The organism is Neobacillus sp. NPDC093127, assembly GCF_044754175.1.
Taxonomy (GTDB): Bacteria; Bacillota; Bacilli; order Bacillales; family Cytobacillaceae; genus Neobacillus.
On record NZ_JBIVOP010000012.1, the window covers coordinates 118,489 to 143,729 of the forward strand.

Here is a 25,241-nt window from a genome sequence, read left to right on the forward strand (position 1 = left end):
AATAATTATGAGAAGAGATTGGTTTTTTCTAACCTTGTTTTCAATTTACCCATGGTTTTGGTTAAGGCTTCAGCTATTTTGGCAGAATCCCTTGTCTTTATCCATTTTTGGGGAATAATTCGATAGCTGCAATTACTGCTTTTTAAATGGCTATGGATAATCTGGGCTTTATCTAGATCATTCTTGCTAACTTTTTGCGATAAATGGTGTGTCTTAGGGTTAAAATAGGTCAAAATAGCATTCTTTAGCTTATTAATCAGCTGCTCTAAATCTGAGTTCGCCAATACATATATATGGCTATATAGAACTTCGTTTCCCTTTATCAGAAATAATTTAATAGTGTCATCAGTTAACGGTTCTATCACAGCGATATTTTTATTTGCTTCAGTGAAACCAATAACAGCCTCTTTTTTGATAAGAAAGTTTAAGGCTTCGAGGTAATTTCGATATTTCGCAGCGGTCTCAAAATCAAATTCCTCGGCTGCAAGTGACATTTTTTGTTTGATTTCTTCAAGAATACTTGTGTCGGTACCTTTCAGCAAAGCGATGATTTTATTCAGTATGCTATTGTATTGGGCAATTGCTTGAGGAGCCCCAGTGCACATCCCAATACACAATCCTAAGGAAAAATTCAAACATGGACTGTTCTTATTTGCAGGACTGTTGCAGCTTATTTGATAGAATTCTTTGAGTCCTTGAACGGCTTTTTCTACTGAATGTTTGCTGGAAAATGGCCCAAATGATAGATAGCCCGTCTTTTCGGGACTATTGCTTATTTCTAGTTTTGACGTGTCTTCGTTCATATTTATTAGGATATAGGCGTATGATTGTGGATTTTTCATTTTTTTATTAAATAATGGTTTCATTTCTTGAATTAGTTTACATTCCAATAAAAAGGCTTCAAATTCTGTATCTGTGAGGATAATTTCAAAATCGCTAATGTTTGCTTGCAGTTTTTTAATCTTTTGCGAATGGGCCTTGGAATTTTGAAAGTAGGTCTGTACTCTGTTTTTAAGATTTTTTGCTTTCCCCACATAAATGATTCTAGCAGAAGAATCTTTCATCAGGTAAACACCGGGGGATGCGGGCAGATTTTTTACTTTGTCTTTTACATTCATAGGAAAACTTCCCTTCCTATAGCTTAAATCTTTATTATTTTACCACAAAGTATGCTGCAGAACTTCAAAGGACCATTCCATAAACTGCCTTGTAACGGTGCAGTGTATGGAATGGTCCTTTTTTTCATTCTTCTTATTTTGGATATCGTTTATATAGAATTATTAGTAAAACTAGCATAACAATATCTAACCGAGCGTTAAAAGCGAATTGAACAAAGCCAGTGTGCAGCGTTGGAATTTTTGTTAAGAGAAGTGCCGCAATCATAATGGCAATTAAAGGAATTACTGCGTTTTTAACCGCTTTATTAACCAGTATTAGAATTCCACACCCTATCTCCAGCAATATTACAAGCTTAAGCATTATTTGTGGATGGGGAAGTCCTAAGCTCATAAAACTATTAGCTAATTCAGCACTGATTAATTTCATCAATCCTGATGTAATGAAGACATAAGCAACAGCATAGCGGATAAGCTTATCTGAAGCTAAAGAAGTGTAAATGTTCATGTCCGTCCTCCTTTGTAAAACTGTATGCAGAAATAGGACAAGCAAGCACTGAAAAACCATAAATGAAGCAAACCTATTTCTAATAATGGGAATCTATAACGATCATTCGGCAAAATCAGTAGTTTTCCGCCGCGGGAATTGTCTATTTTTGTCGAATCTATGGTGAATTAGACCGTCTTCTCTTATGATATTAATGGGAATGAAAGGAAATAGTGGTTCATAAGTAATAAATAGAGATAAATAAGGGGGAAATGAAATGAAGTTTTGCGGAAATTGCGGGAAGGAACTTTCAGGTGCAGGTAGGTTTTGTAATTCTTGCGGCGCGCCGGTTGAACAAATGGAGGAAACAGCTTCTTCATTAGAATACGTTGAGACTAGAACAACGCCAAAATTTAACTTCTCTAAAAAATGGGTATTAATCACTATTGCGGCATTGGTTTTAATCGGCGGGGGAACTGCAGTGGGAATGTTTTTCTTAAATAATAGCCCAAAAGAGCTTTTCTTACTTTCCGAGTACAACTCGTATCAGCAAATGTCTGACGATTGGAATACAATGTATGGGGATGATTTGGCATTTCAAGAAAAGCTACTTGAAAGTCCATCTAGTTCGGATATTAAGCTTTCTGGAAATCTAGATATGGATGAAGGAAATATAAGTTACCAAGAAGAAATGTTACTAGAATTATTAAAGCAGTCAGCACTTACAATCAAAACAGATCAGGATCCAATTAAACAAGCAAGTCATTCTACTGTTGCTCTAAATATCGATGGAACGAAAGCATTAGATGTTGAGTATGTACAAACAAAAAAACAGGCGGGTTTAAAAGTACCGAAGATATATGACCAATTTTTTTACTTGAACCTTAATCAATATGGCGAGTTCATGAGGATGGTTAATCCGTATTATCAGGGGCCAGAGACACTTGAATTAAATACTTTACAATGGAATGAACTAAAGCTGAGCGAGAAAGAAAAAGAAAGCCTAACAAAGCGATACTCCAAATTCCTATTAACCGCAATGAAAGAGGAAAACTTTACACTAAAAAAAGGAGTTAAGTTTAACCATGAAGGCGAATCACTTTCCTTACGGGAAATTACCTTTAAACTTTCCCCAGCAGAAACGAACGATTTCATGAACAGCTTTTTAGATCAATTAATAAAAGATGATGAATTACAAAAATTAATTACAGACCGGGTTGTGAAAGTTGCTAAAGCTGCCTCATTAGATGACCAGGTTGGCAAGGATTTAACAGATAAAGCATATGTGAAAAAAGAGCTTATTTCTGGCTTAAAAGATATGAAGAAAGAAATGAACCGGCTTAACTATCCAGATGGTTTCAAATATGTCTTATTAATTGATAAAAACAAACAAATTATTGACCGTAAAATCAACTTTGCCGTTGGCGAAAATAAAGAGTTCGCTAAGTTTGCCATCGAGACAAAAAATGTTCCTATGAGTAATCATAAGACTTTTGAAGAAGTAAGTATCGGAATAGCTCCAAAGGATGCAGCGGAAGGAAAAATGGAATTACGCTATACCAATACGATTACAAAGGATAAAGACTTAAGAAAAGAAAACATAAAGGCGTTTTTCACTTTCGAAAACAGTGGAGACGTTGCATCAAAAGTTGATTTCACTATGAACTCAGTATTTAAAGGAAAGAGCGCAAATAAACAAACAATCGAAAGAGATTTTAACCTTCGACTGGGAGGGAAAGAATTTCGGAATGTGCCAGCTTTCAAGGGAAGTATCTATCAAACGAAAGATATCAGTCTGAAAGATAAATATTCCAATCAAAAATTCGATGTTAAGCTAAATGTTCAGGATGTGTCCTCACCGGGAACCATTTCTCTGACAGTGGATTCCAAAACGAAGTTAAAAGATGCTATTAAACTTCCAAGTTTAAATGCCGATGAAGGGAAAAATGTAGCTGAATTAACAGATGATGATATTGAAGAAATCCTCTTTGAAATTCAAAACAGTATGGAAGGGATATTTGAGGATTTCGGGCTTGTTGATTACTAGTTATGAAGGATTTTCTCACTTTACTATTTTTTCAACTAAAAACCTTGGTACAGTCTTGGAAAACAACCGTGGTATTACTGCTAACCCCTATGCTGTTTTTTGCAGGCATAGGGTTAGTTTGCATCAAGCTTTTTAGCCAGGAAGCTCATGTGCAGCTTTTTGAAATTGCCATTGTCGATGACGACCAAACACTAGAAACAAAGTATGTCATTGGGCAATTATTAGACAACAGCCATCTTACAAAGGTAACGAAGGTTACAATCGTTGATCATGCCAAGGCGAGGACACTAATGGAGAAAAACAAGGTGGCGGCGATGATTGTGATTCCAGAAGGATTTAGCCGGGATGTGAAAAAAGGACTAAACACCCCTGTAAAAGTCATTGGAAATGGAGAGCGGCCCTTGCAAGCACAATTAGTCCGCCATTTAATGGAGAGTGCAGCAAAACTAACTACAGCTGCACAAAGCGGAATTAATACGATTGATCATTTTTTAGCAGAAGAAAATGTTCCAGATGATGTTCGCCATGCTGAGTTTAAAAAAAGCCTTTTATCATTCTCGCTTCACATCCTTGGCAGGGGAACAATATTCGAGATGAAAGAGAAGAAAAACCTATTTCAACAGGACATTCTTCAATATTATGTGCTCTCATTTTACCTTCTTTTAATCATGATCTGGAGCTTTGGCTTCCTTGTTTTACTGCGAGGAAGAATAAATGCGCCCCTTCGAAATCGGCTCAATTCTAGAGGAATAACGGAATGGAAAGAAAAATTCGCAGGTTTTGCCGCTGCGGTTGTTTCTGTCTCACTGATTAGTTATTTACTATCCCTGCCGATTACCTGGTCGTTTCGCAGCTCACCGCTCAAGAATGGTAACATATTGTCCATCATTCTAATTGTGTTAACCTTTTCCGCCTTTTTCATGATGCTTGCAGTCCTAGTCTCGAATGATCAATTGTTTTTATTACTCGGAATTGGCTTCATCATGATTGGAACAGTTGCCGGAGGGCATTTTATCCCTGTCGTCTACTTTCCTGATTGGTTGGAACGAATGGGGATGTTCACAATAAACAGCTGGGCATTAAGGGCTATTTTTGATTCAACAGCCATGCAGTCGATACTAATGCTAGGGCTAATATCAATCTCCTGTTTGGTTTTTAGCGCCGTTTATTTAAAAACAGGCAATAGAAGGTGTAAAAGGTGAATTTAAGTATTACCTATTTTAAAATCAGGGAGATCCTTCGTCATCCGTTGTCCCTTGTCTTGATCTTTTTCATTCCGCTGGGATTAACGCTTATTGTGGGGCACTTGGTTGAAAAAGGCCAAAAACAACTTGAAATCCCGATTGCCATAATTGATAAAGATCATTCGGATTTTTCAAGATTACTAGTTGAGAGAATATCGGGTCAAGACAAACTCCATCTTTATAAGGTTTCAGGTGAGAAAGCTTCGCTGCTGCTGCTGCGCAATGACGTCGATAGTGTATTTGTAATCAAAAAAGGGTTCCAAAAGAGGCTGTTAAACGGCGAGCGTGAAGGAATTATTGAGGTTTGGACTTCCCCTTCTTCGATGGCTGAAGGAATTGTAAGAGAAGTTATTGCGAGTGAGACTGCTCGATTAACAAGTGATGTGAAAGCTGCCGATTGGGTTGTGAAGGTATTCAAGAATTTAGATATTCACATAGACCAGTCGAAAACCTGGAATGCCGCCTACGGCTACACGGACAGTCAGTGGGAACCTGAGCCGTTGATGACAATTCAGTATGAGCAGCATTATGTAGAAGAATCAGTGGTGGATAAGTCGGGATTGAGGGAATCCCCATACCTAAGGCTGTGGACTTTCTTTACAATGCTAGGCTGCTTTTTAACATCAGATTGGACCGTGAGGGAGAAGGGTGTGCTGTTCTTAAGAATTCAGAGCACCTATCATGGACTTGTGTCTTATTTAATTCAAAATACAGTTGCTCTTTTTCTTTTTCATCTCTTCCAGACTTTACTGGCTTTTTATATATTTGTAAAAACAAATATCATCCAGTTGCGGCCTGAACTTTTGTTGCTGATGGCTGTTTATTTGTTCATCTGTATGTCATTCAGCGTTTGGTCGGCGAGCTTTACAAAGCAGATTGGCAGCTATTATATTGTAAGTTTTTTATTCATGCTTATTATTGGTATTTTAGGCGGGAGCTATTTTCCTGTCCAAGAATTTTCCTCTACACTATTGAAGTTGTCTGTGTTTTTTCCACAGAATTTACTATTAAGCAGTCAACAGCTGAAAATCCAAATACCGCTTTTTGTTTCTGGTTCGATTGTTTTATGGATGCTTGCGATTCGGAGGTTACAGATAAAGCGATGATTCAAATTGAAAATGTGAGTAAATTATATGGCAAAAAGCCCTCGCTGCAGGGTGTGACATTGAAGATAGAAAAAGGAGAGGTATTCGGAGTCCTTGGTCCTAATGGTGCAGGAAAATCGACGTTATTATCTATTTTGTCCACGATTTCCAAGCCTGCTGCCGGCAGGGTCGAAATCAATGGCTTAGACCTGAAAAAGCAAGCAAAGCTAGTCAGGGAGCAAATTGGCTATGTCCCGCAGGATATCGCATTATGGGAGCATCTAACTGTAAAGGACAACTTGATTTTTTGGAATAAATTCTCCAAACGAAGGGTGTCAAAAGAGGAACTTTTTGAGCTTTGCAGGACGGTCCGTTTACAGGAGAAATGGAATGAAAAGGTATCAAGTTTATCTGGTGGCATGAAACGGAAATTAAATATCGCTGCTGCCTTAATTCATAATCCGGATATCCTGCTTATGGATGAACCAACCGTTGGAATTGATATTCAGTCAAAGCTGGAGATTAATCAGTATATTAGAGATTTAGCCCGCAACGGAAAAACGATTGTTTATTCGACTCACGATATGAGCGAGATTCTTTACTTGTGCAATCGGATTGGGGTTTTAAAGAGTGGTGTTCTTCAGTTTTCGGGAACAATAGCCGAGGCAAGAGAAATGGTAAAAGGAAAAGGTTTCTTGCCTAATAGTGACGAGGAATTAATTTATTTATTGTTACAAGAAGAGAGTCTAGGAAAGCCGCTGCCATAATTTTGAGGCAGCGGCTTTTAATTGCAGAATTTTTTTCAGAAAAAAAGGCAAAATGGTTGTTGACATTGACGCTGCGTAAAGGTGTATCGTTTAGTTTAGGGAGGTGATTCGGATGGAATATACAGTGCAAAAGCTGGGCAGTTTGGCAGGGGTTAGCACCCGAACGCTTCGGTATTATGACGAGATTGGCATTCTTAAGCCGGCAAGAATCAATTCATCAGGATACCGCATTTACGGGCAGAAGGAGGTTGACCGGCTGCAGCAAATCCTATTTTATCGGGAATTAGGAGTCAGTTTGGATAGCATTAAGGAAATTGTCACCGCTCCTACTTTCGATGGTGCTGCCGCACTTAGAGAACATCGTGAAAAACTCCTTGAGAAAAAAGAGCAGCTGGAGTTATTAATAGCTAATGTGGATAAAACAATCGCATTAACGGAAGGGAGAATGGAAATGTCAAATAAAGAAAAGTTTGAGGGATTTAAGAAAAAAATGATTGATGAGAATGAGAAAAAATATGGGAAAGAAATACGTCAAAAGTATGGCAACGATACGGTTGATAAGTCTAATGCCAAATTACAGAATATGACTCAAGAACAACATGATGAGGTAACTGCTCTTGGGGAACAAATAACGGTAACATTAGCTGAAGCTTTTAAAACGGGGGATCCAGCAGGTGAATTGGCTCAAAAAGCAGCCGAACTGCACAAGCAATGGCTTTGCTACTATTGGAATGAATACAGCAAAGAAGCACATGCTGGTCTCGCGCAAATGTATGTCGATGATGAGAGATTCACAGCCTATTATGATAAAGAACAGCCAGGAACAGCAGAATTTTTAAGGGAAGCTATTCATATTTATACTGGGATGAAAAAATAAGTTCATGTAAAACGGAGCTGCAAAATATTGGTGCCTGACACCCTGCAATCGCATAGGGTGTCAGGCACCTTTTTAAATTATTTTAGAAATATGACAAATTTCGATAGCATCATCAGAGTTAATATGCCATAATAGTTTTAAAATTTACTATATTATAATATTTCGGAAAAATGAATTATCAGGCAGGTGGGAATATGGACAAAGAGTCTATTCTTCGCATAAAAGACTTAAAGGTTTCCTTTCAAGCGGGTAAAAAGTTCTTACCCGCAGTGGATGGTATCAGTTTTGAATTAAAGGATGGGGAAATTCTTGGGATTGTTGGTGAATCCGGGAGCGGGAAGAGCGTCACCTCTTTAGCGACCATGGGATTAATTCCTTCACCACCAGGAAAAATTGAGAATGGAGAAATTATTTTTGAAGGAAAAGACCTCAAGAATATCTCCGAGAAAGAATGGCGGAAAATCCGTGGAAATCAGATTTCAATGATCTTCCAGGAGCCGATGACATCACTGAACCCATTGTTCACAATAGGGAATCAATTAATGGAAGCCATTCGACTACATACTGATTTGTCCAATGCGCAAGCAAAAGTGAGGAGTATTGAATTACTGAAGCTGGTCGGGATCCCGAGAGCAGAAGGTATCCTTAAAGATCATCCCCATCAGCTATCGGGCGGGATGCGGCAGCGGGTTATGATAGCGATGGCCATGGCTTGCAATCCTAAGGTGTTAATTGCAGACGAGCCCACAACAGCTCTCGATGTAACCATTCAGGCGCAAATCCTCGCTTTAATGAAGGATTTGAATAAAAAAACCAATACCTCAATCATTCTCATTACCCACGATTTAGGAGTTGTAGCCGAAATTTGTGAACGAGTGATCGTTATGTATTCCGGACAAATCGTTGAACAGGGTGATGTCCGGAAAATTTTAAAAGATCCGCAGCATCCATATACAAAGGGTCTCCTTAAATCTGTACCTGACTTAAGAGGAAAGAAGGACCGGCTTTATAGTATTCCCGGAACTGTCCCGGCACCTGGAACAATTCTGAACGGATGCCGGTTTGCCGCACGGTGCTCAGAGGTTTTCGGGAAGTGTCACGAAGAATCTCCAGAATTATATAAGTCGGAAAAAGACGGACATGAAGTGCGCTGTTTCCTACATACATTGAAAGAGGAGAGTGACAAACATGTCGGAGTTACTTCTTGAGGTAAATGGGCTCAAAAAATATTTTCCGATTACCGGTGGTCTTTTTGGAAGGACACAAGGAGAAGTTAAGGCAGTCGATGATGTTTCTTTTTACGTAAAAAAAGGAGAAACATTGGGCATAGTCGGCGAAAGCGGCTGTGGAAAATCAACGACTGGCAGGCTGCTGATGCGCCTTATTGAGGCAAGTGACGGAAGAATTATTTTTGAAGATAAAGAGATTAGCAGCATGTCAAAATCAGAGCTAAGAAAAACGCGCAGGGATATTCAAATGGTGTTTCAGGACCCCTATGCATCATTAAACCCGCGGCATTCTGTCGAGCAGATTTTAGAAGAGCCATTGATTGTCCATGGGATTGGTACGAAAGAGGAACGCCGGAAGCGGGTAAGAGAGATGCTTGAAGTCGTCGGCTTAAGCAGCTATCATGCAAAGCGGTATCCGCACCAATTCAGCGGAGGCCAGCGTCAGCGGATTGGGATTGCGAAGGCATTGATGACGAAACCAAAGCTAATTATCGCGGATGAACCAGTTTCAGCACTTGACGTTTCTATCCAGGCCCAGGTTCTCAACTTAATGAAGGATATCCAGAAGGAATTTCAGCTAACGTACATATTTATCGCTCATGATTTAGGCGTAGTCCGCCATATTAGTGATCGTGTCGGCGTGATGTATTTAGGCAGATTAATAGAATTATCTGAAAGTGAAGAGCTTTACGAAAATCCGAAGCACCCATACACGAAAGCGCTTCTTTCTGCAGTACCGGTTCCAGATCCGGATGTTAAGAAGAAAACCATTTTAATAGAAGGGGAACTGCCGAGTCCTGCAAATCCACCTTCAGGTTGCGCCTTCCATACGAGATGCTCTCAAGTTATGGATATTTGTAAAGCGGCTAGACCGGCGGAACACAATCTTAACGGTCATTTTGTTGCCTGTCACTTATATAACGAGTGAGCTAGCAGCATTTATGATATAAAAAAAATTAGGGGGTAGAAAGTTAAATGAAAAAAAGATCTTTACTAATGCTGTTGATTTCTCTATTAGCCATCAGCATGTTTTTAGCTGGCTGTAACACTAAAACGAATAATGACGCAGACGGTAAAAAGGATCCTGGCAAAAGCAATGGTTCTAAAAAAGATACACTAGTCTATGGCCGCGGCGGGGATTCCACTTCCCTTGATCCTATTACTACAACTGAAGGTGAAACGTTCAAGGTAACAATTAACATTTTTGAAACATTGTTAGTTTACGGGGACAAGGATACATCGATTAAACCAGGACTTGCTGAAACGTGGGATACCTCAGATGATGGTTTAACGTACACCTTTCATCTTCGTAAAGGTGTAAAATTCCATGATGGTACTGATTTCAATGCCGATGCAGTCGTCTACAACTTTAACCGCTGGATGAATGGGAACGAAGATAAATTCCCTTACTATACGATGTTTGGCGGTTATATTAAAGATGAAGGCCACGTGATTAAAGAGGTTAAGGCTGTTGATCCGAATACAGTTCAATTCGTTTTAAAAAGACCTCAAGCACCATTCCTAAAAAATATCGCTATGTCTATGTTCGCGATTGCCAGTCCTGCAGCATTGGAGAAATGGGGCGATGATTTCAGAAGCCATCCAGTCGGAACAGGGCCTTTTAAATTTGTTGAATGGAAACAAAAAGATCGAATTATCATTGAGAAAAACCCAGACTACTGGCAAAAAGGGCTGCCAAAGTTAAACAAAATTATCTTCCGCGTCATTCCTGAAAATACGGCGCGTCTCAATGCTCTTGCAAATGGTGAGATTGATGTTATGGATGGACTAAATAACTCGGATGAAGCCACTGTTTTAGCAAACGACAAATTACAAATTATTGAACGCCCATCAATGAACGTTGGTTATATTGGCTTAACAACAAATCGTCCGCCATTAGATAACAAGCTAGTTCGTCAAGCAATTAACTATGCAATTGACAAGAAATCGATTATTGATGCATTTTATGGCGGTAAAGCACTTGCAGCGAAAAATCCAATGCCTCCTTCCATTGAAGGCTATAATGATGCGATTCAAGAATATCCTTTTGATTTAGAGAAAGCGAAAGCTTTATTGAAAGAAGCAGGATTTGAGAAAGGCTTTGAAATGGACCTTTGGGCAATGCCTGTAGCACGTCCATACATGCCGGAAGCGCAAAAAGTTGCAGAGGTTATTCAGGATAGCTTAGGGAAGATTGGGATCAAAGCGAAAATTCAATCGGTTGACTGGGCTACCTATTTAGAAAAAGCACGAAAAGGTGAGTTTGATTCCTTTATGCTTGGCTGGACAGGTGACAATGGAGACCCTGATAACTTTATTTATACTCTATTAGACAAGGACAGCATCGGAAGCAACAACTATGCCTACTACAGCAATGATGAGCTTCATAAAATCCTAATTGAGGCACAAACAGAAACGGAGCAATCTAAGCGTAACGAGCTTTACAAGAAAGCCCAGGAAATTATCCATGAGGATGCTCCATGGGTGCCGCTTGTTCACTCTACACCGTTGTTAGCGGCAGCGAAGGATGTTCAGAACTACTTACCGCATCCAACCGGTTCAGAGTGCTTAAGCAATGTAGAATTTAAATAATAACCGGAAAAGGGGGAGGGATCATTGCCTCCCCTTTTGATTAATGAAAAACTCTTCTGAAAAAGAGGTGAAAATCTTGTTAACTTATACGGTCCGCCGTGTGCTTTCGTTAATACCCGTTTTAATTGGAATGACGCTTGTTGTTTTTGCCATTATCCATGCAATCCCCGGGAATCCTGCGCAGGTAATCCTTGGACAAAGGGCCACTGCCGAATCGATTGCAAATTTAACAAGGGAATTGGGTTTGGACAGGCCATGGTACATACAATACTTTGATTATATTAAATCATTACTTCAAGGGAATTTAGGGACCTCCCTGCAGACTAGGGGTCCTATTAACGCAGAAATTTGGCCATATTTGGCTGCAACCGCAGAATTGACAATCGTAGCCATGGTCATTGCAATCACGGTTGGTGTAAATGCCGGGATTATCAGTGCCTGGTTCTCGAAATCATGGTTTGATTATGTGGCCATGGTCCTTGCGCTTATAGGTGTATCGATGCCAATCTTCTGGCTCGGTCTGATGGAGCAATGGGCGTTTTCGATTGAATTAGGCTGGCTGCCGACGACTGGAAGAGAAGATGTCCGAGATCCGATTACCGCCATTACCAATATTTATTTACTAGATACCTTGATGCAAGGCAGGTTTGATCAATTTGGAACCGTCTTAAAGCATTTAATCCTCCCAAGTGTTGCGCTTGCCACTATCCCGATGGCGATCATCGCTAGGATGACCCGGGCAACAATGCTCGAGGTTATGAAATCAGATTACATTCGGACAGCTAGAGCAAAGGGTCTTAGAATGTTTTGGGTGGTGTACAAGCACTCCTTGAAGAATGCGATTATCCCTGTTCTTACCGTTATCGGTTTACAAACAGGGCTGTTACTAGGAGGAGCAATTCTAACGGAAACCATCTTTGGCTGGCCGGGAATTGGCAGATATTTATATGATGCTATCGGTTACCGTGATTATCCGGTGATTCAGTCCGGTATTTTGATCATTGCAGCCATCTTTGTCTTCATTAATTTAATCGTGGATTTATTATATGTCTTTGTCGATCCTAGAATTAAATATACAAAATAGAGGGGGAATCTAGAGTGGCTGAACTTGCAAAAAATACGGCAGACATCTCGATGATACCTGCCGAAGAAAAACAGATATCTCCGTGGAAGGAGAGCTGGCAATCATTTTATAAAAATAAATTAGCCGTCATTGGCTTAGGTATCGTTATCTTTTTTATCATTATTGCTATCATTGCTCCATGGATTGCACCATATAGCTTTAAAGACCAGGTATTGGCCGATCGGATGCAGGCACCATCCAGTAAGCATTGGTTCGGTACAGATGACTTTGGCAGGGATATATTTTCCCGTGTTTTATATGGAGCAAAAATTTCCTTAACGGTCGGATTTTTCTCGGTTTTAGGCTCGGTCGTCATCGGGACTTTACTGGGAATTGTGGCTGGATACTATGGCCGCTGGGTAGATACCATCATCTCACGTATCTTTGATATCATGCTTGCGTTTCCAAGTATTCTACTGGCGATTGCCGTTGTCTCTGTTTTAGGACCATCATTAAAAAATGCCTTAATTGCAATTGCTGTTATTAATATTCCGAATTTTGGCCGGCTTGTCAGATCGAAGGTTTTAAGTGTGAAGCAAGAGGAATATATTATGTCCGCTCGAGCTGTTGGGATGAAGGATACGAGAATTCTTCTCAGACATATTTTGCCTAATAGCGTTTCTCCGGTCATTGTCCAAGCAACATTGTCAATTGCAACAGCGATTATTGAAGCAGCGGCTTTAGGATTTCTTGGATTGGGTGCCCAGCCACCTGAGCCGGAATGGGGGAAAATGCTTGCCGATTCCAGAAATTATATCACCCAAGCGCCGTGGACACTGTTTTTCCCAGGGATGGCCATCATGTTGACAGTGCTAGGGTTTAATTTAATGGGAGACGGCTTAAGAGATGTGCTTGATCCAAAAATGAAAAACTAGGCGGTGCATGATCACCGCCTAGTTTTTTTAATTTTTGGTCAGGATTATTACTCTAACTTTGCATCTAAAAGTAGGTGCAGAATAACTAAAGGGTATGGTCTTTCAATTTAATTATACTCATTGAAAGATTATTTAATCTACAAACATTGTTTTTAAACACGATTAAAGAATATAATTGTTTCAACATGGTTTCCTGGAATTTTTTATCCTTTAGGGGGATTTACTTATTATGAATAACATCGAAGTTTCATTAAAAGGAAAAAATATTATTTTAATAGGTTTTATGGGTGTTGGAAAAACAACCGTTGGAAAGCTTGTTGCTAAAAAGCTTCAGCGTAAATTTATTGATGTTGATGAAGAAATTGAAATGGAATATGGAATGCCGGTTTCGGAAATTTTTAATAAACTAGGTGAAAAGATTTTTAGGGAAAAGGAAAAAAGCTTACTCATTAGCTTATGTAATCAAAAGAATAAGGTTTTATCTCCAGGCGGCGGATCCTTTTTGCAGGAAGAAATTAGAGATGTTTGTTTGTCTACTAGTATTGTTGTTTTTCTAGACTTATCATTCGAAGGCTGGAAAGACAGATTAGACCTAATTCTTGATAGCCGCCCAGTTTTACAGGGGAAGTCCGTAAAAGAAATGGAAGAGCTATTTAATAACAGGCAAGAAATCTATAAGAATCATCATTTGAAAGTCGTTACTGATAATATGAATGTAGATGTGATTGCTAATCAAATTATTAGCAGATTATCTGATTTGATGTGATAGAAGAGGTGTATGATGAAAAAAACGGTCACAGTTAGAGGGCTTACAATCGGTGAAGGTGCACCAAAAATTTGTGTGCCGATGGTTGGGGAAACTCTACAGCAACTAAAGGAAGAAGCTGAGCATCTAAAAACGCTGAATGTAGATATTATTGAGTGGCGGGTTGACTTTTTTGAACATGTTGAAAACATCCTGAAGGTTGAAAATGCGCTTGTAGAAATTCGGACTATCATGGCTGACATACCACTTATTTTCACGTTCCGAAGTGCTGGAGAAGGTGGAGAACGAGAGATTAGCACTGAATATTATTTTAAATTAAATAAGGTAATTGCTGGTACAAGACTTGTAGATATCATTGATGTAGAGTTATTTCATAATGAACAGGATGTCAAAACCCTAATCAAATTGGCTCATGAACATGGAGTGTTCGTTATCCTCTCCAATCATGATTTTGACAAAACTCCTCCAAAAGAAGAAATTGTATCACGACTGCGGAAGGCTCAGGAATTAGGAGGAGACTTACCAAAAATTGCGGTGATGCCAAAGAGTCCAGCAGATGTGTTGATTCTATTAGATGCGACTAACACGATGAATGAGCAGTATGCTGATAGACCAATCGTTACCATGTCGATGGCTGGCAAAGGGGTTATCAGCCGATTGGCAGGGGAAGTATTTGGCTCAGCGCTTACCTTTGGCGCAGCAAGAAATGTTTCTGCCCCCGGGCAAGTGGACGTAACTGAGTTACGGAGGGTTTTAAACCTCATACATTCAAACCTATAAATATAATGGCAAGGCACTCATCTGAGTGTTTTTTTTTTGTCAAATCCTTTCCTAAATTCATTTCCTATACAAAAGGAATTAATCAAGTTAAACTAGTTTTAAGCATATAATTCCAATAAGAAAGGTGGGGGTTTGATTGTCAGATAAAAATTATTCCATTCCTCGTCCACTTGTAAGAACAAACCAATGGGTTATTGTGATTAGTGTGCTGTTAACATGGGTGTCCGGTCTGGAGTGGTTTTTATTAGTACCGTTTATTTCAGGGCTAATCGGGCTTTTTTTCGGATTCAATCCGATTATACAGCTTTCAAAGTTATTCTTAAGGAAAGAGCCGGGGGCTTATATTCCTGAAGATTGGGGTCAGCAACAATTTAACCAAAAGATTGCTGTTCTCTGCCTCGGAATAGGGTTTGTTAGCTTTTTACTTGGGTGGAACACTATAGGGTATGTGTTCACCATTCTTGTTGCTGTGGCAGCATTTGTCGCCATCCTTGGGTTTTGTGTTGGCTGCTTTATTCATTACCAATGGAAGCAATATACCTACAGACGAACGAACCGATAATCATTCATAAATACTGACTTATATGGGCAGCAAATGTTGTAAATAAAGAAGTTTGATTTTCATTCAAATCATTTCATTAGAAATTAACGGTCCTTTCCAGGCCGTTTTTTTTATGCCATTAATCCGGCGATTCACTTTTCATCTTCGAACATGACATATGTCATATGAACTTATTCTTCCAGTCACTATAAGAGCCACTCAATTTGGAATATGATTACATTAGAAAACGAAAAGGGAGTTGGGAACATGTTACTAGAAGTGAACAATCTAATTAAACGATATGGTGATTTCCTTGCATTAGATCATATAACATTTGCCGTAAAAGAAGGAGAAATTTTTGGCTTATTGGGGCCAAATGGAGCTGGAAAAACAACGACGATTAGCATTATCTCGAGCCTTACTCAATATGATGGCGGGGAAGTAAAGTTTCTTGGAAAAGAGATCAAGCGGCATGAAATGGAAGTTAAACAGGAGCTCGGAATCGTTCCGCAAGAAATCGCCTTATTTGAAGACTTAACGGCTTATGAAAATCTGGATTACTTCGGGCGTCTTTATGGACTTAGAGGAAGCCTTTTAAAGGAAAGAATTGCTGAGGCCCTCACGTTTACAGGGCTTACCGATAGACAGAAGGATCGGCCAAAAGGATTCTCCGGCGGGATGAAACGGAGGTTAAATATTGCTTGTGCCATCTTGCATCATCCAAAGCTCATTATTATGGATGAACCAACAGTAGGGATCGATCCGCAATCAAGGAATCATATTTTACAATCAATTAAAGAATTAAATAAGATGGGCTCGACGATTATTTATACCTCTCATTACATGGAAGAGGTTGAAGAAATCTGTACGCGTGTAGCCATCGTCGACCATGGCAGAGTCATTGCCCAAGGTACGAAGGAGGAGCTAACTGCGCTTGTTTCCACCGAAGAAAAATTGGTCATTGAGTTATCTTCAGTAAACTACACTGTCGTAGAACAAATTAAATCAATCTCGAGTATTCGTGAATGCATCATCAAAGGAAACAGCTTAGAAGTGGTAGGGAAAAAAGGAGAACATAATGTAAGTCGGGTCATCAACCTCCTGACTGAAGCAGGCATAGAAATTCTATCCTTGAATGTGGAAAAACCAAGTTTGGAAGCCGTGTTCCTAACGCTTACTGGAAGATCACTGCGAGATTAAGAGAAGGAAGAGGTGAATTCAATGAATATATTATCGATTGCTTACTATACATTTATCCGAAATGTAAGGGATGTTAAAGCAATGCTTGCGTTTATTTTACTACCGATACTAATGATTCTGATTCTTGGAAAGGCGCTTGATAGTGCCTATACACCGAAGAAAATCGATCCAGTAGTGGTTGGCTATTTCAGTAAAGATGACGGGCTGTTAAACCATTCCTTGAATGAGTTTTTTACAGCAAAAGAAACACGCACGATATTAGAAGTGAAGAAGGTTAAAACACTTGAAAACGGCATGGATCAAGTTAAAGCCGGAAAGTTAAAAGGCTTGGTTTATCTTGAAAAAGGAATGTCAAACAGCTATGAAAATGGTGAGCAAGTGAACATTAACTTTTACAGCAAGGAGAAAAACTCTTACGTCCAGCCGGTATTAGAAAGTTTTGTCCGCACCTTTAATATTGGAAACACACTTATCAAGATTAATGGACAGCAAGTGCAGCCTAATTCCAACCCTTCGATAATTAAAGAAGTAAAAATAGTGACAGAAGGGAAAATACCACGGGGAATTGATTATTATTCGCTGACAGCCTTATTTCAATCTCTGTTGTTCGGCGCCATTTTTGGAGTATTTGCGATTACTAAGGATATTGGGAATCATACAAACCTACGAATGAACGCAGCCCCAATCCAGACTAGTAAAATCATCCTTGGAAAATTAGCAGGTAGTACGTTGACATTGTATGGCATCTCCCTATTTATTTTTCTGATTTCAAAATTTGCCTTTCAAGCAAATTTGAATGGCAGCTTATGGCTCATTCTCTTAGTACTATTTTTGTTTTCTGCGATTGCAGTCGCCTTTGGAATGATTCTAGCATATCTATCAAAAAGCACGATGGCATCAGCACTAAGTATCTTTATTGTTGGCACTATCCTTACTTTAGTTGCTGGCGGATTTTCACGAATGGACGGGAAAGTAATTGAAATGCTAAGCTACCTTTCACCCAACACCTATGCGCAAAAGGCGTTATTCACCAATATTTTTGAAGGTACCTTCAGTCAACCAAGTATTTTCGGATTAGTTCTCTATACGATTATTGTTGTTACCCTTACGTTTATTACTGGAAGGAGGAGAGTCGCATGACCATTTTTGTAAATACTTTAAAAAGAATCTTTCGCAATAAAGTTCAGATATTCTTTATCCTGCTATTTCCACTTGCCTTTATGTCGTTAGGGTTTATTGGGCAGGAACCAACGGTAAGAGTAGCTGTAATTGATAAGGATCATACAGAATTTACAGCTGATTTAGCACGGAATTTAAAAACAAAAGCTGAAATCCGCCATGTGAAAGAGGAAGATATAAACAACGAGCTCAAAACTTTAAAGGTGGATTATGTGGTTGTGATTGATAAGGGGTTTACAGATAATCTCATTCAAGGAAAAAATGAAGGGATTACGAGTTACTCTGTAAAGGAGTCTAACTTCTCTAAGCCTGTAGGTGCATTCCTAGAGCAATGGCTTCATCATGCCATTATGGTTGCAGAGGCAGTCGGGCATAACCAAGAATCCTTCTTCAAGGAATTTTCAACCTATGATCAGCATGGTGCGATTCATCTCAATCACAAGTTAGCCGTTAATGAAGGAGCGGAAAGAACAAGATCGGTGTTAGGATACCTTATTATTTCGATGTTGTATACTTCATTAATTGTTGGTTTGTTCATCATTTTTAATAAAAACAACCACACACTTTATCGTACACTTACCGCACCTGTAAAAATTAGAACCTATATGCTTCAAATCGTTAGCAGCTTTCTATTTGTTTCGTTTATACAAATTTCCTTTGTTCTGCTGATTTTAAAATATGTTTACAAACTATACCTTGGTAGTGCAGGGCTTTCCATCTTTGTGTTGTTACTACTATTTTCATTAGTATCTGTATCATTTGGCGTGGCAATCAGCTCGATTTCGAAAAATACCATTCAGGCATGCTTAATTGGTATCTGTTTAGTTGCGCCGCTCGCTATGCTTGGCGGAGCCTACTTTCCACTCGACTTTGCACCGGATATCGTCAAGACGTTAAGTAACTTCACACCAGTATCATGGGTGATTCACGGAATTGAGAAGCTTTTGCATGGCGACTCCCTTACTTCACTAGTAAAAGAAATATCCATCCTATTAATGTTTTCAATAATTTTCTTCTTATTAGGAACATTTAGAAAGGCAGATATTGCTAAATAAAGTATAATGAAGGAAAAGATTAATGGCAGGGGATGACATGAACTATATCGTTAAAGCAGCGATTATCCTATATCTCAGTTTAGTATTAATTATTGATCATGATATAACATACCAACAGTTCTTAATCCTCCTAGTGATTATTGCCGTAAATATTTTTAAAGAAAGATATTATGATTCTGTTTATTTAACCATCGTAACGCTGCTGTTAACATTTGCAGCCGTTACGGTGGATTTCCGTTTTTCGATTCTATTTGCTCTTTGCAGTTATGATTTTATTTTAAAAAGAAAGTATATCGGATGCGGCGTAACGGCTATGTGCATGACTGTTTTACTGAGATCAAGCGATTTGCTCTTCACCAATTTGTTAATCGTTCTTTTTTGCAGTTTACTAGCTTATGTTATTTATAAACGGAAGGAAGAGCGGGACAGTTTTAAACAAACAGTAGATAACGAGCGACGTTTACGGTATGAACTTGAAGATACAAAGGCAAAGCTGCTTCATTCGTCAAAGGAAGTGGCAAATATTGCTGAGGTTAGGGAGCGGAATCGAATTGCCCAAGAAATACACGACACGCTTGGGCATAGCATGGCCGGGATCTTGTTTCAGCTGCAAGCGGCATACAAACTGCATCCTAGAAATCAAGAAAAATCGTTAGTGATGGTTCAAAATTCAATTGAGGGGTTAGCAAATTCTGTTGAATTACTCCGAAACACTGTACATAATATCAAGCCAAAACAATCTTTAGGTATTGAATACATTAAAAGCATCATAAACAACTTCAGTTTTTGTCCAGTTGACCTTCGATTGAATGGTGATTTTAATACTATTCCTGCTAGTCATCTAGAATTATTGAGTACAAATATAAAAGAAGCGCTTACTAACGCATCACGATATTCGAGAGCGACGAATATGGATGTAAAGATTGAAGCGAATGAGCAATATACGAGGATGTATATAAAAGACAATGGGGTTGGTTGTAAAACGATGAAAGAGGGACTAGGTCTAAGTGGAATGCGGGAAAGAGTACGAAATGTTGGCGGCAGCCTTTCAATATCAGCAAATGACGGTTTTTTAATTGTTTGCCTAATTCCGAAAGAGGGGAGTGGAATATTTGAAAGTTCTAATCGTTGATGACGATGCTTTAATTCGCGATGGTTTGAAGATTCTGATTGAACTTGAGAATGACTTTGAGGTAACAGGTACGGCATCGAATGGACAGGAAGCATTTGAAATGTGTCAAAAGCAGCGGCCTGACCTAGTTTTAATGGACATTCGTATGCCAGTTATGGATGGTGTACTGGGGACAAAACTGATAAAACAACATTTCAATACTATTAAAGTTGTAATCTTAACGACCTTCAAAGATGATGACTATATCAAAGAGGCGATAAGAAGCGGCGCTGAGGGGTATATTTTAAAAAATCAACCCGCAGACAGTATCATTGAAAGCCTTCGGGCTGTGGGAAAAGGGAATACCGTATTTCAAAGAGAAGTAGTTAGTGCACTGTCGACAATGCTAAAGGATGAAAAGAAACCGCCAGTAAAGCTAGGCTTATCTGGCCGGGAACAGGAAATTTTAGGTCTTATTGCTGAAGGCTTATCAAATAAGGAAATTGCTGAACGGATTTATCTGAGTGAAGGAACTATAAGAAATTATACAACGGTGCTGCTTGAAAAATTAAAGTTACGCGATCGGACGCAGCTGGCGATATTTTATTTGAAGAATTTTTAATTGTACTAAATCAAAGTTCTTGCTAAAACAGGAGCTTTTTTTAATTTATACATAAAGAATGTATAATTACAAGCAATAAAATGTAAGCGTTTTCTGATTTTTGGGTCATGATTTTCAGTTTAAATGAAAAATTTAGTCATTTTAATATTGAATAATTATATATATGTATGTATAATAATTCATTATATAAAAGTACTGTAGGAGTTGAGTAAATTGAGGGCTACGATTATTGGGGGAACAGGTTATGGGGCGATTGAGCTTATTAAGTTAATAAATAATCACCCTTTTCTAGAAGTTGGTTCAGTTGTCTCCAACTCACAAGCAGGCAATAATTTCAGTGAATCGTATCCTCATCTTTATGGGATTAATGATCATCCATTAGAATCATTTAATGCGGAAAAGTTAAGTGCACAAAATGACATTGTATTTTTAGCAACCCCTTCGAGTGTAAGCAGTACCCTTGTTCCACGGCTGATGGAGAAAGGTGTTAAATGTATCGATTTGTCAGGAGATTTCCGGCTAAGGTCAATCAGTGAATATGAAATGTGGTATAAACACGCACCTGCAGATGAAAGTCTTATCAATCAAGCAGTCTACGGGCTAAGTGAGATATATGGAGAAAAAATCAATAATGCTAAACTTATAGCGAATCCTGGCTGCTATCCAACAGCTTCAGCGCTCGGGCTCATTCCAATACTTAAATCTAAGTTAGCCGATGAAGGCTCAATAATAATTGATGCAAAATCGGGGGTATCTGGTGCTGGCAGGGGACTGTCATTAACATCCCACTACGCAGAAATAAACGAGAATCTCAAAGCGTATAAGCTGGGGGCACATCAGCATATCCCGGAAATTGAGCAAGTGCTTTCTGATGAGGGCGGAAGCCCAATAACCATATCATTTACAACACATCTAGTTCCAATGACGCGGGGCATTATGTGTACGATATATGTGAATCTGAATGAAACGATGAAAACGAATGAAATTCATCAATTATACAGTGAGTTTTATAAAAATAAACCATTTGTCAGGGTCAGACCAGAAGGTACTGTACCAGCTACAAAAGAAGTTCTTGGCTCAAACTATTGCGATATCGGCCTCCATGTCGATCCGCGGACAAATCGCTTAACAATTATTTCTGTAATCGACAATTTAGTCAAAGGGGCATCGGGCCAGGCGATTCAAAATGCAAATTTAATGAACGGATGGGATGAAAGGACAGGACTAGAAAATATACCAATGTATCCGTAATATTTTACGAGTTTGATAGTGAGCATAATAACGAGGGGAAATTTAAGGAGGAACATAAATTGGCACAAGCGATATCAAGTCAAGAAATCTCTGTTCTTGAAAAAGAGAGTGTTACCTTGCCGAAGGGTTTCAAGGCTGGTGGTCTGCACTGTGGTATTAAAAGAAAACGACTCGATCTAGGATACATTGTTTCTGAAGTACCGGCCACAGTTGCTGGGGTTTATACAACAAACATTTTCCAAGCGGCTCCATTAGTTGTTACGCAAGAAAGTATTGCAAAAGAAAATAAAATACAAGCGGTACTCGTGAATTCCGGTAACGCAAATGCCTGCACTGGTGTGCAAGGAATTGCTGATGCACTTCTAATGCAAAAAGAATTCGCTAACGGACTTGGAATTCAAGAACATCTAGTTGCAGTAACCTCCACAGGGGTTATTGGTGAATTGCTGCCAATGGAGAAAATCAAAACTGGCATTAAGCAAATTCTCCAGAAAGAATATGAAAATGAAGAAAACTTTAAGAAGGCAATCCTAACTACAGATACATGTACAAAAGAGATTGCCGTTCAGTTTACCATTGATGGAAAAAAAGTGAGCATCGGCGGAACATCCAAAGGGTCAGGAATGATTCACCCTAACATGGCGACGATGCTCGGCTTCGTCACCACAGATGCAAATATTGACCATGAGGATCTTCTAAATGCCTTAAGAGAAGTAACCAATACCACCTTCAATATGATAACAGTTGACGGGGATACCAGTACAAACGATATGGTCTTGTTAATGGCGAATGGCCTAGCAGAGAATAACCAACTCAATGAGGCTCATCCGGAATGGGGCATTTTTAAACAAGGGTTACAAATTGTTTGTGAATCACTTGCGAAAAAAATAGCCCGGGACGGCGAAGGAGCAACAAAATTGGTTGAAGTGCAAGTTGGCGGGGCTTTTAGCATTGATGCTGCAAGAGCAGTTGGAAAATCAATCATCTCTTCTAATCTTGTAAAAACAGCCATCTATGGAACCGACCCAAACTGGGGAAGAATTGTCACAGCTGCCGGGTACAGCGGAGTTCCAATCGAACCTAACTTGTTAGAGGTTTCTATAGGAAAATACAAGGTTTTTGAAAAAGGCTTGCCTTGTCCGATTGTTGAAGAAGAGGTAAAGGGATATTTAGAAAATGAAAATGTCGTTATTTATGTTAATTTAAATCAAGGTAATTACAGCGCAACAGCCTGGGGATGCGATTTAACGTATGATTACGTAAAAATCAATGCATCATACCGCACTTAAGGAGGCCAAAAAATGAAATATTTAGTCATTAAGTGTGGCGGAAGTGTGTTAGATAATCTGCCAAGATCATTTTTTGAAGATGTGGTTAAGATGCAACAGTGCAAAGAATGGACACCAATTATTGTCCATGGCGGCGGCCCACTCATCACTTCATTATTAAAAAGCTTAAACGTTGAAACCAAATTCGTAAACGGACTCAGGGTAACGGATCATCAAGTTTTAGATGTAGTAGAAATGGTTCTAAGCGGTTCTGTTAATAAACAAGTAGTAAGAAATATTGTTGAGGTTGGCGGAAATGCGATTGGTGTAAGTGGAGTAGACGGCGGATTATTACAAGCTAAACCAACACGAGATGCCAAGACATTAGGCTTCGTTGGCGAAGTAGTCGAAGTCAATCAAAGTATTATCGAAGGGATTATCAACCAAGGTTATATTCCAGTTATCTCACCCGTTGGAATTGATTTCAGTGGCCAACGCTACAACATAAACGGCGACATCGCGGCATCCGCAATTGCAAATGCTTTAGGAGCAAATCTTTGCTTTATTAGTGATATTCCCGGGATTTTAATCGAAAAGAATGGCCAGAAAATGAAACTTGATAAAGTTTCAAAATCAATTATCGAAGAAATGATTAGCAATCAAACAATATATGGAGGAATGATTCCAAAGGTAACCGCGGCAATTGACGGCCTTGTTCATAACATACCTGAGGTTGGTATTATCAACGGATTTGATAAAGATAGTCTAATAGATTTTGTAAATGGAAAAAATATCGGAACAAAAATTATTTTAGAGGAGATTGCGTAATGACAGCTAATAATTCCATCTCCGTAGCGTCCCCTGTCATGGCAACATACACCCGCTTCCCGGTCACGATCTTGAAGGGGAAAGGAAGCTATGTTTGGGATGATCAAGAAAATAAACTCTTAGATTTCACATCGGGTATTGCCACCTGCAACCTGGGGCATGTTCCTGAACCAGTAAAAGAAAAACTCGAAAAGCAATTACAAAATCTTTGGCACTGTTCAAACCTTTATAGTATTCCAAACCAAGAGCAGTTGGCTGCCCTTCTAACAGAGAACAGCTGCGGTGATCAAGTCTTTTTTTGCAACAGCGGTGCAGAAGCTAACGAAGCAGCCATCAAGTTAGCAAGGAGATACGCGAACAAGGTTAAGGGTAGCGGCTCAGCCGAAATCGTAACCTTCCAGCAATCATTCCATGGCAGAACATTAGCCACCTTAACGGCAACGGGTCAGGAAAAAATCCAACAAGGATTTTCACCACTAATGCCCGGGTTCAGCTACCTGCCATTCAATGACAGTGAAGCGCTTGTTCAACTCCATTCAATCAAACCAGCTGCGGTACTCCTTGAACTTGTCCAAGGCGAAGGCGGAGTTATTCCGGCAAACCCGGATTGGGTAAAAGAACTTGCTCAAATTTGTAAAGAGAACAACATCTTGCTTATGGTCGACGAAATCCAAACAGGCATCGGAAGAACCGGCACCCTTTTTGGTTACGAGCAATACAGCATCGAACCAGATGTCATCAGTATCGCTAAAGGCCTCGGTTCAGGCTTTCCAATCGGAGCGATTATTGCTAAAGAGGAAGCAGCAAAGGGCTTCGAACCGGGAAGCCACGGCAGTACATTTGGCGGGAACCCATTAGCTACAGCGGCAGGGCTAGCCACGGTTACCCATATACTTAATAGCAATCTACTAGACGATGTAAATGAAATGTCAGTGTATCTCGACCTTCAGATTCAAAGTCTGAAGGAAAAGTACTCTTTAATAAAAGAAATTCGTGGAAAAGGACTACTTAAAGGTTTGGTCGTCGAAACCAATGCCTTGGAAATTGTCCAAAAAGCAATCGAGAACAAGCTGTTAATTTTAACTGCAGGACCAAATGTGGTCCGAATATTACCGCCATTGACAGTCTCAAAAAAAGAGATTAATGAATTTATAGAAAAGCTGGAATTGACTTTTCAAAGTATAAAGAAAGGCGAGTGA

At 39.3% G+C, this 25,241-nt stretch carries 24 protein-coding genes; 22 read left to right on the plus strand and 2 right to left on the minus strand.

All coding sequences use genetic code 11. The annotated features are described in order from the left end of the window. Nucleotides 1-5: 5 nt before the first annotated feature. Both ACIQCO_RS16985 and ACIQCO_RS16990 read right to left on the minus strand, forming a co-directional pair. Nucleotides 6-1,118 carry a GIY-YIG nuclease family protein gene (locus tag ACIQCO_RS16985; RefSeq protein WP_400430527.1) on the minus strand — a complete coding sequence of 371 codons (1,113 nt, stop codon included), beginning with the start codon at nt 1,116-1,118 and terminating at the stop codon, nt 6-8. Between the two features lie 133 nt (nt 1,119-1,251). Then, entirely contained in the window at nt 1,252-1,623 is a 372-nt protein-coding gene (locus tag ACIQCO_RS16990; RefSeq protein WP_400430528.1) for a DoxX family protein, read from the minus strand. A gap of 256 nt (nt 1,624-1,879) precedes the next feature. Here ACIQCO_RS16990 and ACIQCO_RS16995 point away from each other — a divergent pair, with 256 nt between their 5' ends. From ACIQCO_RS16995 to ACIQCO_RS17100, 22 genes are all read left to right on the plus strand, one after another. Further along, the gene (locus ACIQCO_RS16995) at nt 1,880-3,649 is read left to right on the plus strand and encodes a hypothetical protein (RefSeq protein WP_400430529.1); all 1,770 of its coding nucleotides are present in this window, start codon (nt 1,880-1,882) and stop codon (nt 3,647-3,649) included. Between the two features lie 44 nt (nt 3,650-3,693). Further along, entirely contained in the window at nt 3,694-4,851 is a 1,158-nt protein-coding gene (locus ACIQCO_RS17000; protein WP_400430530.1) for an ABC transporter permease, read from the plus strand. Beyond that, on the plus strand, nt 4,848-5,999 hold the full coding sequence (locus ACIQCO_RS17005) for an ABC transporter permease (RefSeq protein ID WP_400430531.1): 1,152 nt from the start codon (nt 4,848-4,850) through the stop codon (nt 5,997-5,999). Before ACIQCO_RS17000 ends, ACIQCO_RS17005 begins: the two co-directional genes overlap by 4 nt. Beyond that, nucleotides 5,996-6,745 (plus strand): ABC transporter ATP-binding protein, encoded by a 750-nt coding sequence (locus tag ACIQCO_RS17010; RefSeq protein ID WP_400430532.1) that lies wholly within the window; start codon nt 5,996-5,998, stop codon nt 6,743-6,745. Before ACIQCO_RS17005 ends, ACIQCO_RS17010 begins: the two co-directional genes overlap by 4 nt. A gap of 112 nt (nt 6,746-6,857) precedes the next feature. Further along, on the plus strand, nt 6,858-7,622 hold the full coding sequence (locus tag ACIQCO_RS17015) for a MerR family transcriptional regulator (protein ID WP_400430533.1): 765 nt from the start codon (nt 6,858-6,860) through the stop codon (nt 7,620-7,622). A 194-nt stretch (nt 7,623-7,816) separates the two neighbouring features. Continuing rightward, nucleotides 7,817-8,830 (plus strand): ABC transporter ATP-binding protein, encoded by a 1,014-nt coding sequence (locus ACIQCO_RS17020; RefSeq protein ID WP_400430534.1) that lies wholly within the window; start codon nt 7,817-7,819, stop codon nt 8,828-8,830. Beyond that, entirely contained in the window at nt 8,811-9,779 is a 969-nt protein-coding gene (locus ACIQCO_RS17025) for an ABC transporter ATP-binding protein (protein ID WP_400430535.1), read from the plus strand. The genes ACIQCO_RS17020 and ACIQCO_RS17025 overlap by 20 nt, the downstream gene beginning before the upstream one ends. 47 nt (nt 9,780-9,826) lie before the next feature. Beyond that, the gene (locus ACIQCO_RS17030; protein WP_400430536.1) at nt 9,827-11,443 is read left to right on the plus strand and encodes an ABC transporter substrate-binding protein; all 1,617 of its coding nucleotides are present in this window, start codon (nt 9,827-9,829) and stop codon (nt 11,441-11,443) included. Nucleotides 11,444-11,519: 76 nt separating this feature from the next. After that, entirely contained in the window at nt 11,520-12,527 is a 1,008-nt protein-coding gene (locus ACIQCO_RS17035) for an ABC transporter permease (RefSeq protein ID WP_400430589.1), read from the plus strand. A 14-nt stretch (nt 12,528-12,541) separates the two neighbouring features. Then, a complete protein-coding gene (nikC, locus tag ACIQCO_RS17040) occupies nt 12,542-13,441 on the plus strand; it encodes a nickel transporter permease (protein ID WP_400430537.1) in 900 nt (299 codons plus the stop codon). A gap of 229 nt (nt 13,442-13,670) precedes the next feature. After that, complete coding sequence (locus ACIQCO_RS17045) at nt 13,671-14,207, plus strand: shikimate kinase (protein WP_400430538.1); 537 nt, start codon at nt 13,671-13,673, stop codon at nt 14,205-14,207. 15 nt (nt 14,208-14,222) lie between these two features. Beyond that, entirely contained in the window at nt 14,223-14,987 is a 765-nt protein-coding gene (gene aroD, locus ACIQCO_RS17050; protein ID WP_400430539.1) for a type I 3-dehydroquinate dehydratase, read from the plus strand. 136 nt (nt 14,988-15,123) lie between these two features. Next, nucleotides 15,124-15,549, plus strand: coding sequence for a DUF4395 domain-containing protein (locus ACIQCO_RS17055; protein WP_400430540.1), 426 nt, complete (start codon nt 15,124-15,126; stop codon nt 15,547-15,549). A gap of 246 nt (nt 15,550-15,795) precedes the next feature. Further along, on the plus strand, nt 15,796-16,728 hold the full coding sequence (locus tag ACIQCO_RS17060; RefSeq protein ID WP_400430541.1) for an ABC transporter ATP-binding protein: 933 nt from the start codon (nt 15,796-15,798) through the stop codon (nt 16,726-16,728). Nucleotides 16,729-16,749: 21 nt separating this feature from the next. Then, nucleotides 16,750-17,868 (plus strand): ABC transporter permease, encoded by a 1,119-nt coding sequence (locus tag ACIQCO_RS17065; RefSeq protein WP_400430542.1) that lies wholly within the window; start codon nt 16,750-16,752, stop codon nt 17,866-17,868. After that, a complete protein-coding gene (locus ACIQCO_RS17070; protein ID WP_400430543.1) occupies nt 17,865-18,962 on the plus strand; it encodes an ABC transporter permease in 1,098 nt (365 codons plus the stop codon). The genes ACIQCO_RS17065 and ACIQCO_RS17070 overlap by 4 nt, the downstream gene beginning before the upstream one ends. A gap of 37 nt (nt 18,963-18,999) precedes the next feature. Further along, on the plus strand, nt 19,000-20,094 hold the full coding sequence (locus ACIQCO_RS17075; protein ID WP_400430544.1) for a sensor histidine kinase: 1,095 nt from the start codon (nt 19,000-19,002) through the stop codon (nt 20,092-20,094). Continuing rightward, complete coding sequence (locus ACIQCO_RS17080) at nt 20,066-20,695, plus strand: response regulator transcription factor (protein WP_400430545.1); 630 nt, start codon at nt 20,066-20,068, stop codon at nt 20,693-20,695. The genes ACIQCO_RS17075 and ACIQCO_RS17080 overlap by 29 nt, the downstream gene beginning before the upstream one ends. A gap of 213 nt (nt 20,696-20,908) precedes the next feature. Then, the gene (argC, locus tag ACIQCO_RS17085; RefSeq protein WP_400430546.1) at nt 20,909-21,946 is read left to right on the plus strand and encodes an N-acetyl-gamma-glutamyl-phosphate reductase; all 1,038 of its coding nucleotides are present in this window, start codon (nt 20,909-20,911) and stop codon (nt 21,944-21,946) included. Between the two features lie 59 nt (nt 21,947-22,005). Then, nucleotides 22,006-23,235 carry a bifunctional ornithine acetyltransferase/N-acetylglutamate synthase gene (gene argJ / locus ACIQCO_RS17090; protein ID WP_400430547.1) on the plus strand — a complete coding sequence of 410 codons (1,230 nt, stop codon included), beginning with the start codon at nt 22,006-22,008 and terminating at the stop codon, nt 23,233-23,235. Between the two features lie 12 nt (nt 23,236-23,247). Continuing rightward, nucleotides 23,248-24,042: an acetylglutamate kinase gene (gene argB / locus ACIQCO_RS17095; RefSeq protein ID WP_400430548.1), complete on the plus strand. Its 795-nt coding sequence runs from the start codon at nt 23,248-23,250 to the stop codon at nt 24,040-24,042. Next, a complete protein-coding gene (locus ACIQCO_RS17100; RefSeq protein WP_400430549.1) occupies nt 24,042-25,241 on the plus strand; it encodes an acetylornithine transaminase in 1,200 nt (399 codons plus the stop codon). Before argB ends, ACIQCO_RS17100 begins: the two co-directional genes overlap by 1 nt.

Bases quoted from the DNA above. Each gene is read 5' to 3' on its own strand.
- ACIQCO_RS17070 (WP_400430543.1), top strand. From the start codon at position 17,865: ATGACCATTTTTGTAAATACTTTAAAAAGAATCTTTCGCAATAAAGTT.
- ACIQCO_RS17015 (WP_400430533.1), top strand. From the start codon at position 6,858: ATGGAATATACAGTGCAAAAGCTGGGCAGTTTGGCAGGGGTTAGCACC.
- ACIQCO_RS17045 (WP_400430538.1), top strand. From the start codon at position 13,671: ATGAATAACATCGAAGTTTCATTAAAAGGAAAAAATATTATTTTAATA.
- ACIQCO_RS17025 (WP_400430535.1), top strand. From the start codon at position 8,811: ATGTCGGAGTTACTTCTTGAGGTAAATGGGCTCAAAAAATATTTTCCG.
- ACIQCO_RS17030 (WP_400430536.1), top strand. From the start codon at position 9,827: ATGAAAAAAAGATCTTTACTAATGCTGTTGATTTCTCTATTAGCCATC.
- ACIQCO_RS17010 (WP_400430532.1), top strand. From the start codon at position 5,996: ATGATTCAAATTGAAAATGTGAGTAAATTATATGGCAAAAAGCCCTCG.
- argB (WP_400430548.1), top strand. From the start codon at position 23,248: ATGAAATATTTAGTCATTAAGTGTGGCGGAAGTGTGTTAGATAATCTG.
- ACIQCO_RS17060 (WP_400430541.1), top strand. From the start codon at position 15,796: ATGTTACTAGAAGTGAACAATCTAATTAAACGATATGGTGATTTCCTT.
- ACIQCO_RS17075 (WP_400430544.1), top strand. From the start codon at position 19,000: ATGAACTATATCGTTAAAGCAGCGATTATCCTATATCTCAGTTTAGTA.
- aroD (WP_400430539.1), top strand. From the start codon at position 14,223: ATGAAAAAAACGGTCACAGTTAGAGGGCTTACAATCGGTGAAGGTGCA.
- ACIQCO_RS16995 (WP_400430529.1), top strand. From the start codon at position 1,880: ATGAAGTTTTGCGGAAATTGCGGGAAGGAACTTTCAGGTGCAGGTAGG.
- ACIQCO_RS16985 (WP_400430527.1), bottom strand. From the start codon at position 1,118: ATGAATGTAAAAGACAAAGTAAAAAATCTGCCCGCATCCCCCGGTGTT.
- ACIQCO_RS17100 (WP_400430549.1), top strand. From the start codon at position 24,042: ATGACAGCTAATAATTCCATCTCCGTAGCGTCCCCTGTCATGGCAACA.
- ACIQCO_RS17020 (WP_400430534.1), top strand. From the start codon at position 7,817: ATGGACAAAGAGTCTATTCTTCGCATAAAAGACTTAAAGGTTTCCTTT.
- ACIQCO_RS16990 (WP_400430528.1), bottom strand. From the start codon at position 1,623: ATGAACATTTACACTTCTTTAGCTTCAGATAAGCTTATCCGCTATGCT.
- ACIQCO_RS17065 (WP_400430542.1), top strand. From the start codon at position 16,750: ATGAATATATTATCGATTGCTTACTATACATTTATCCGAAATGTAAGG.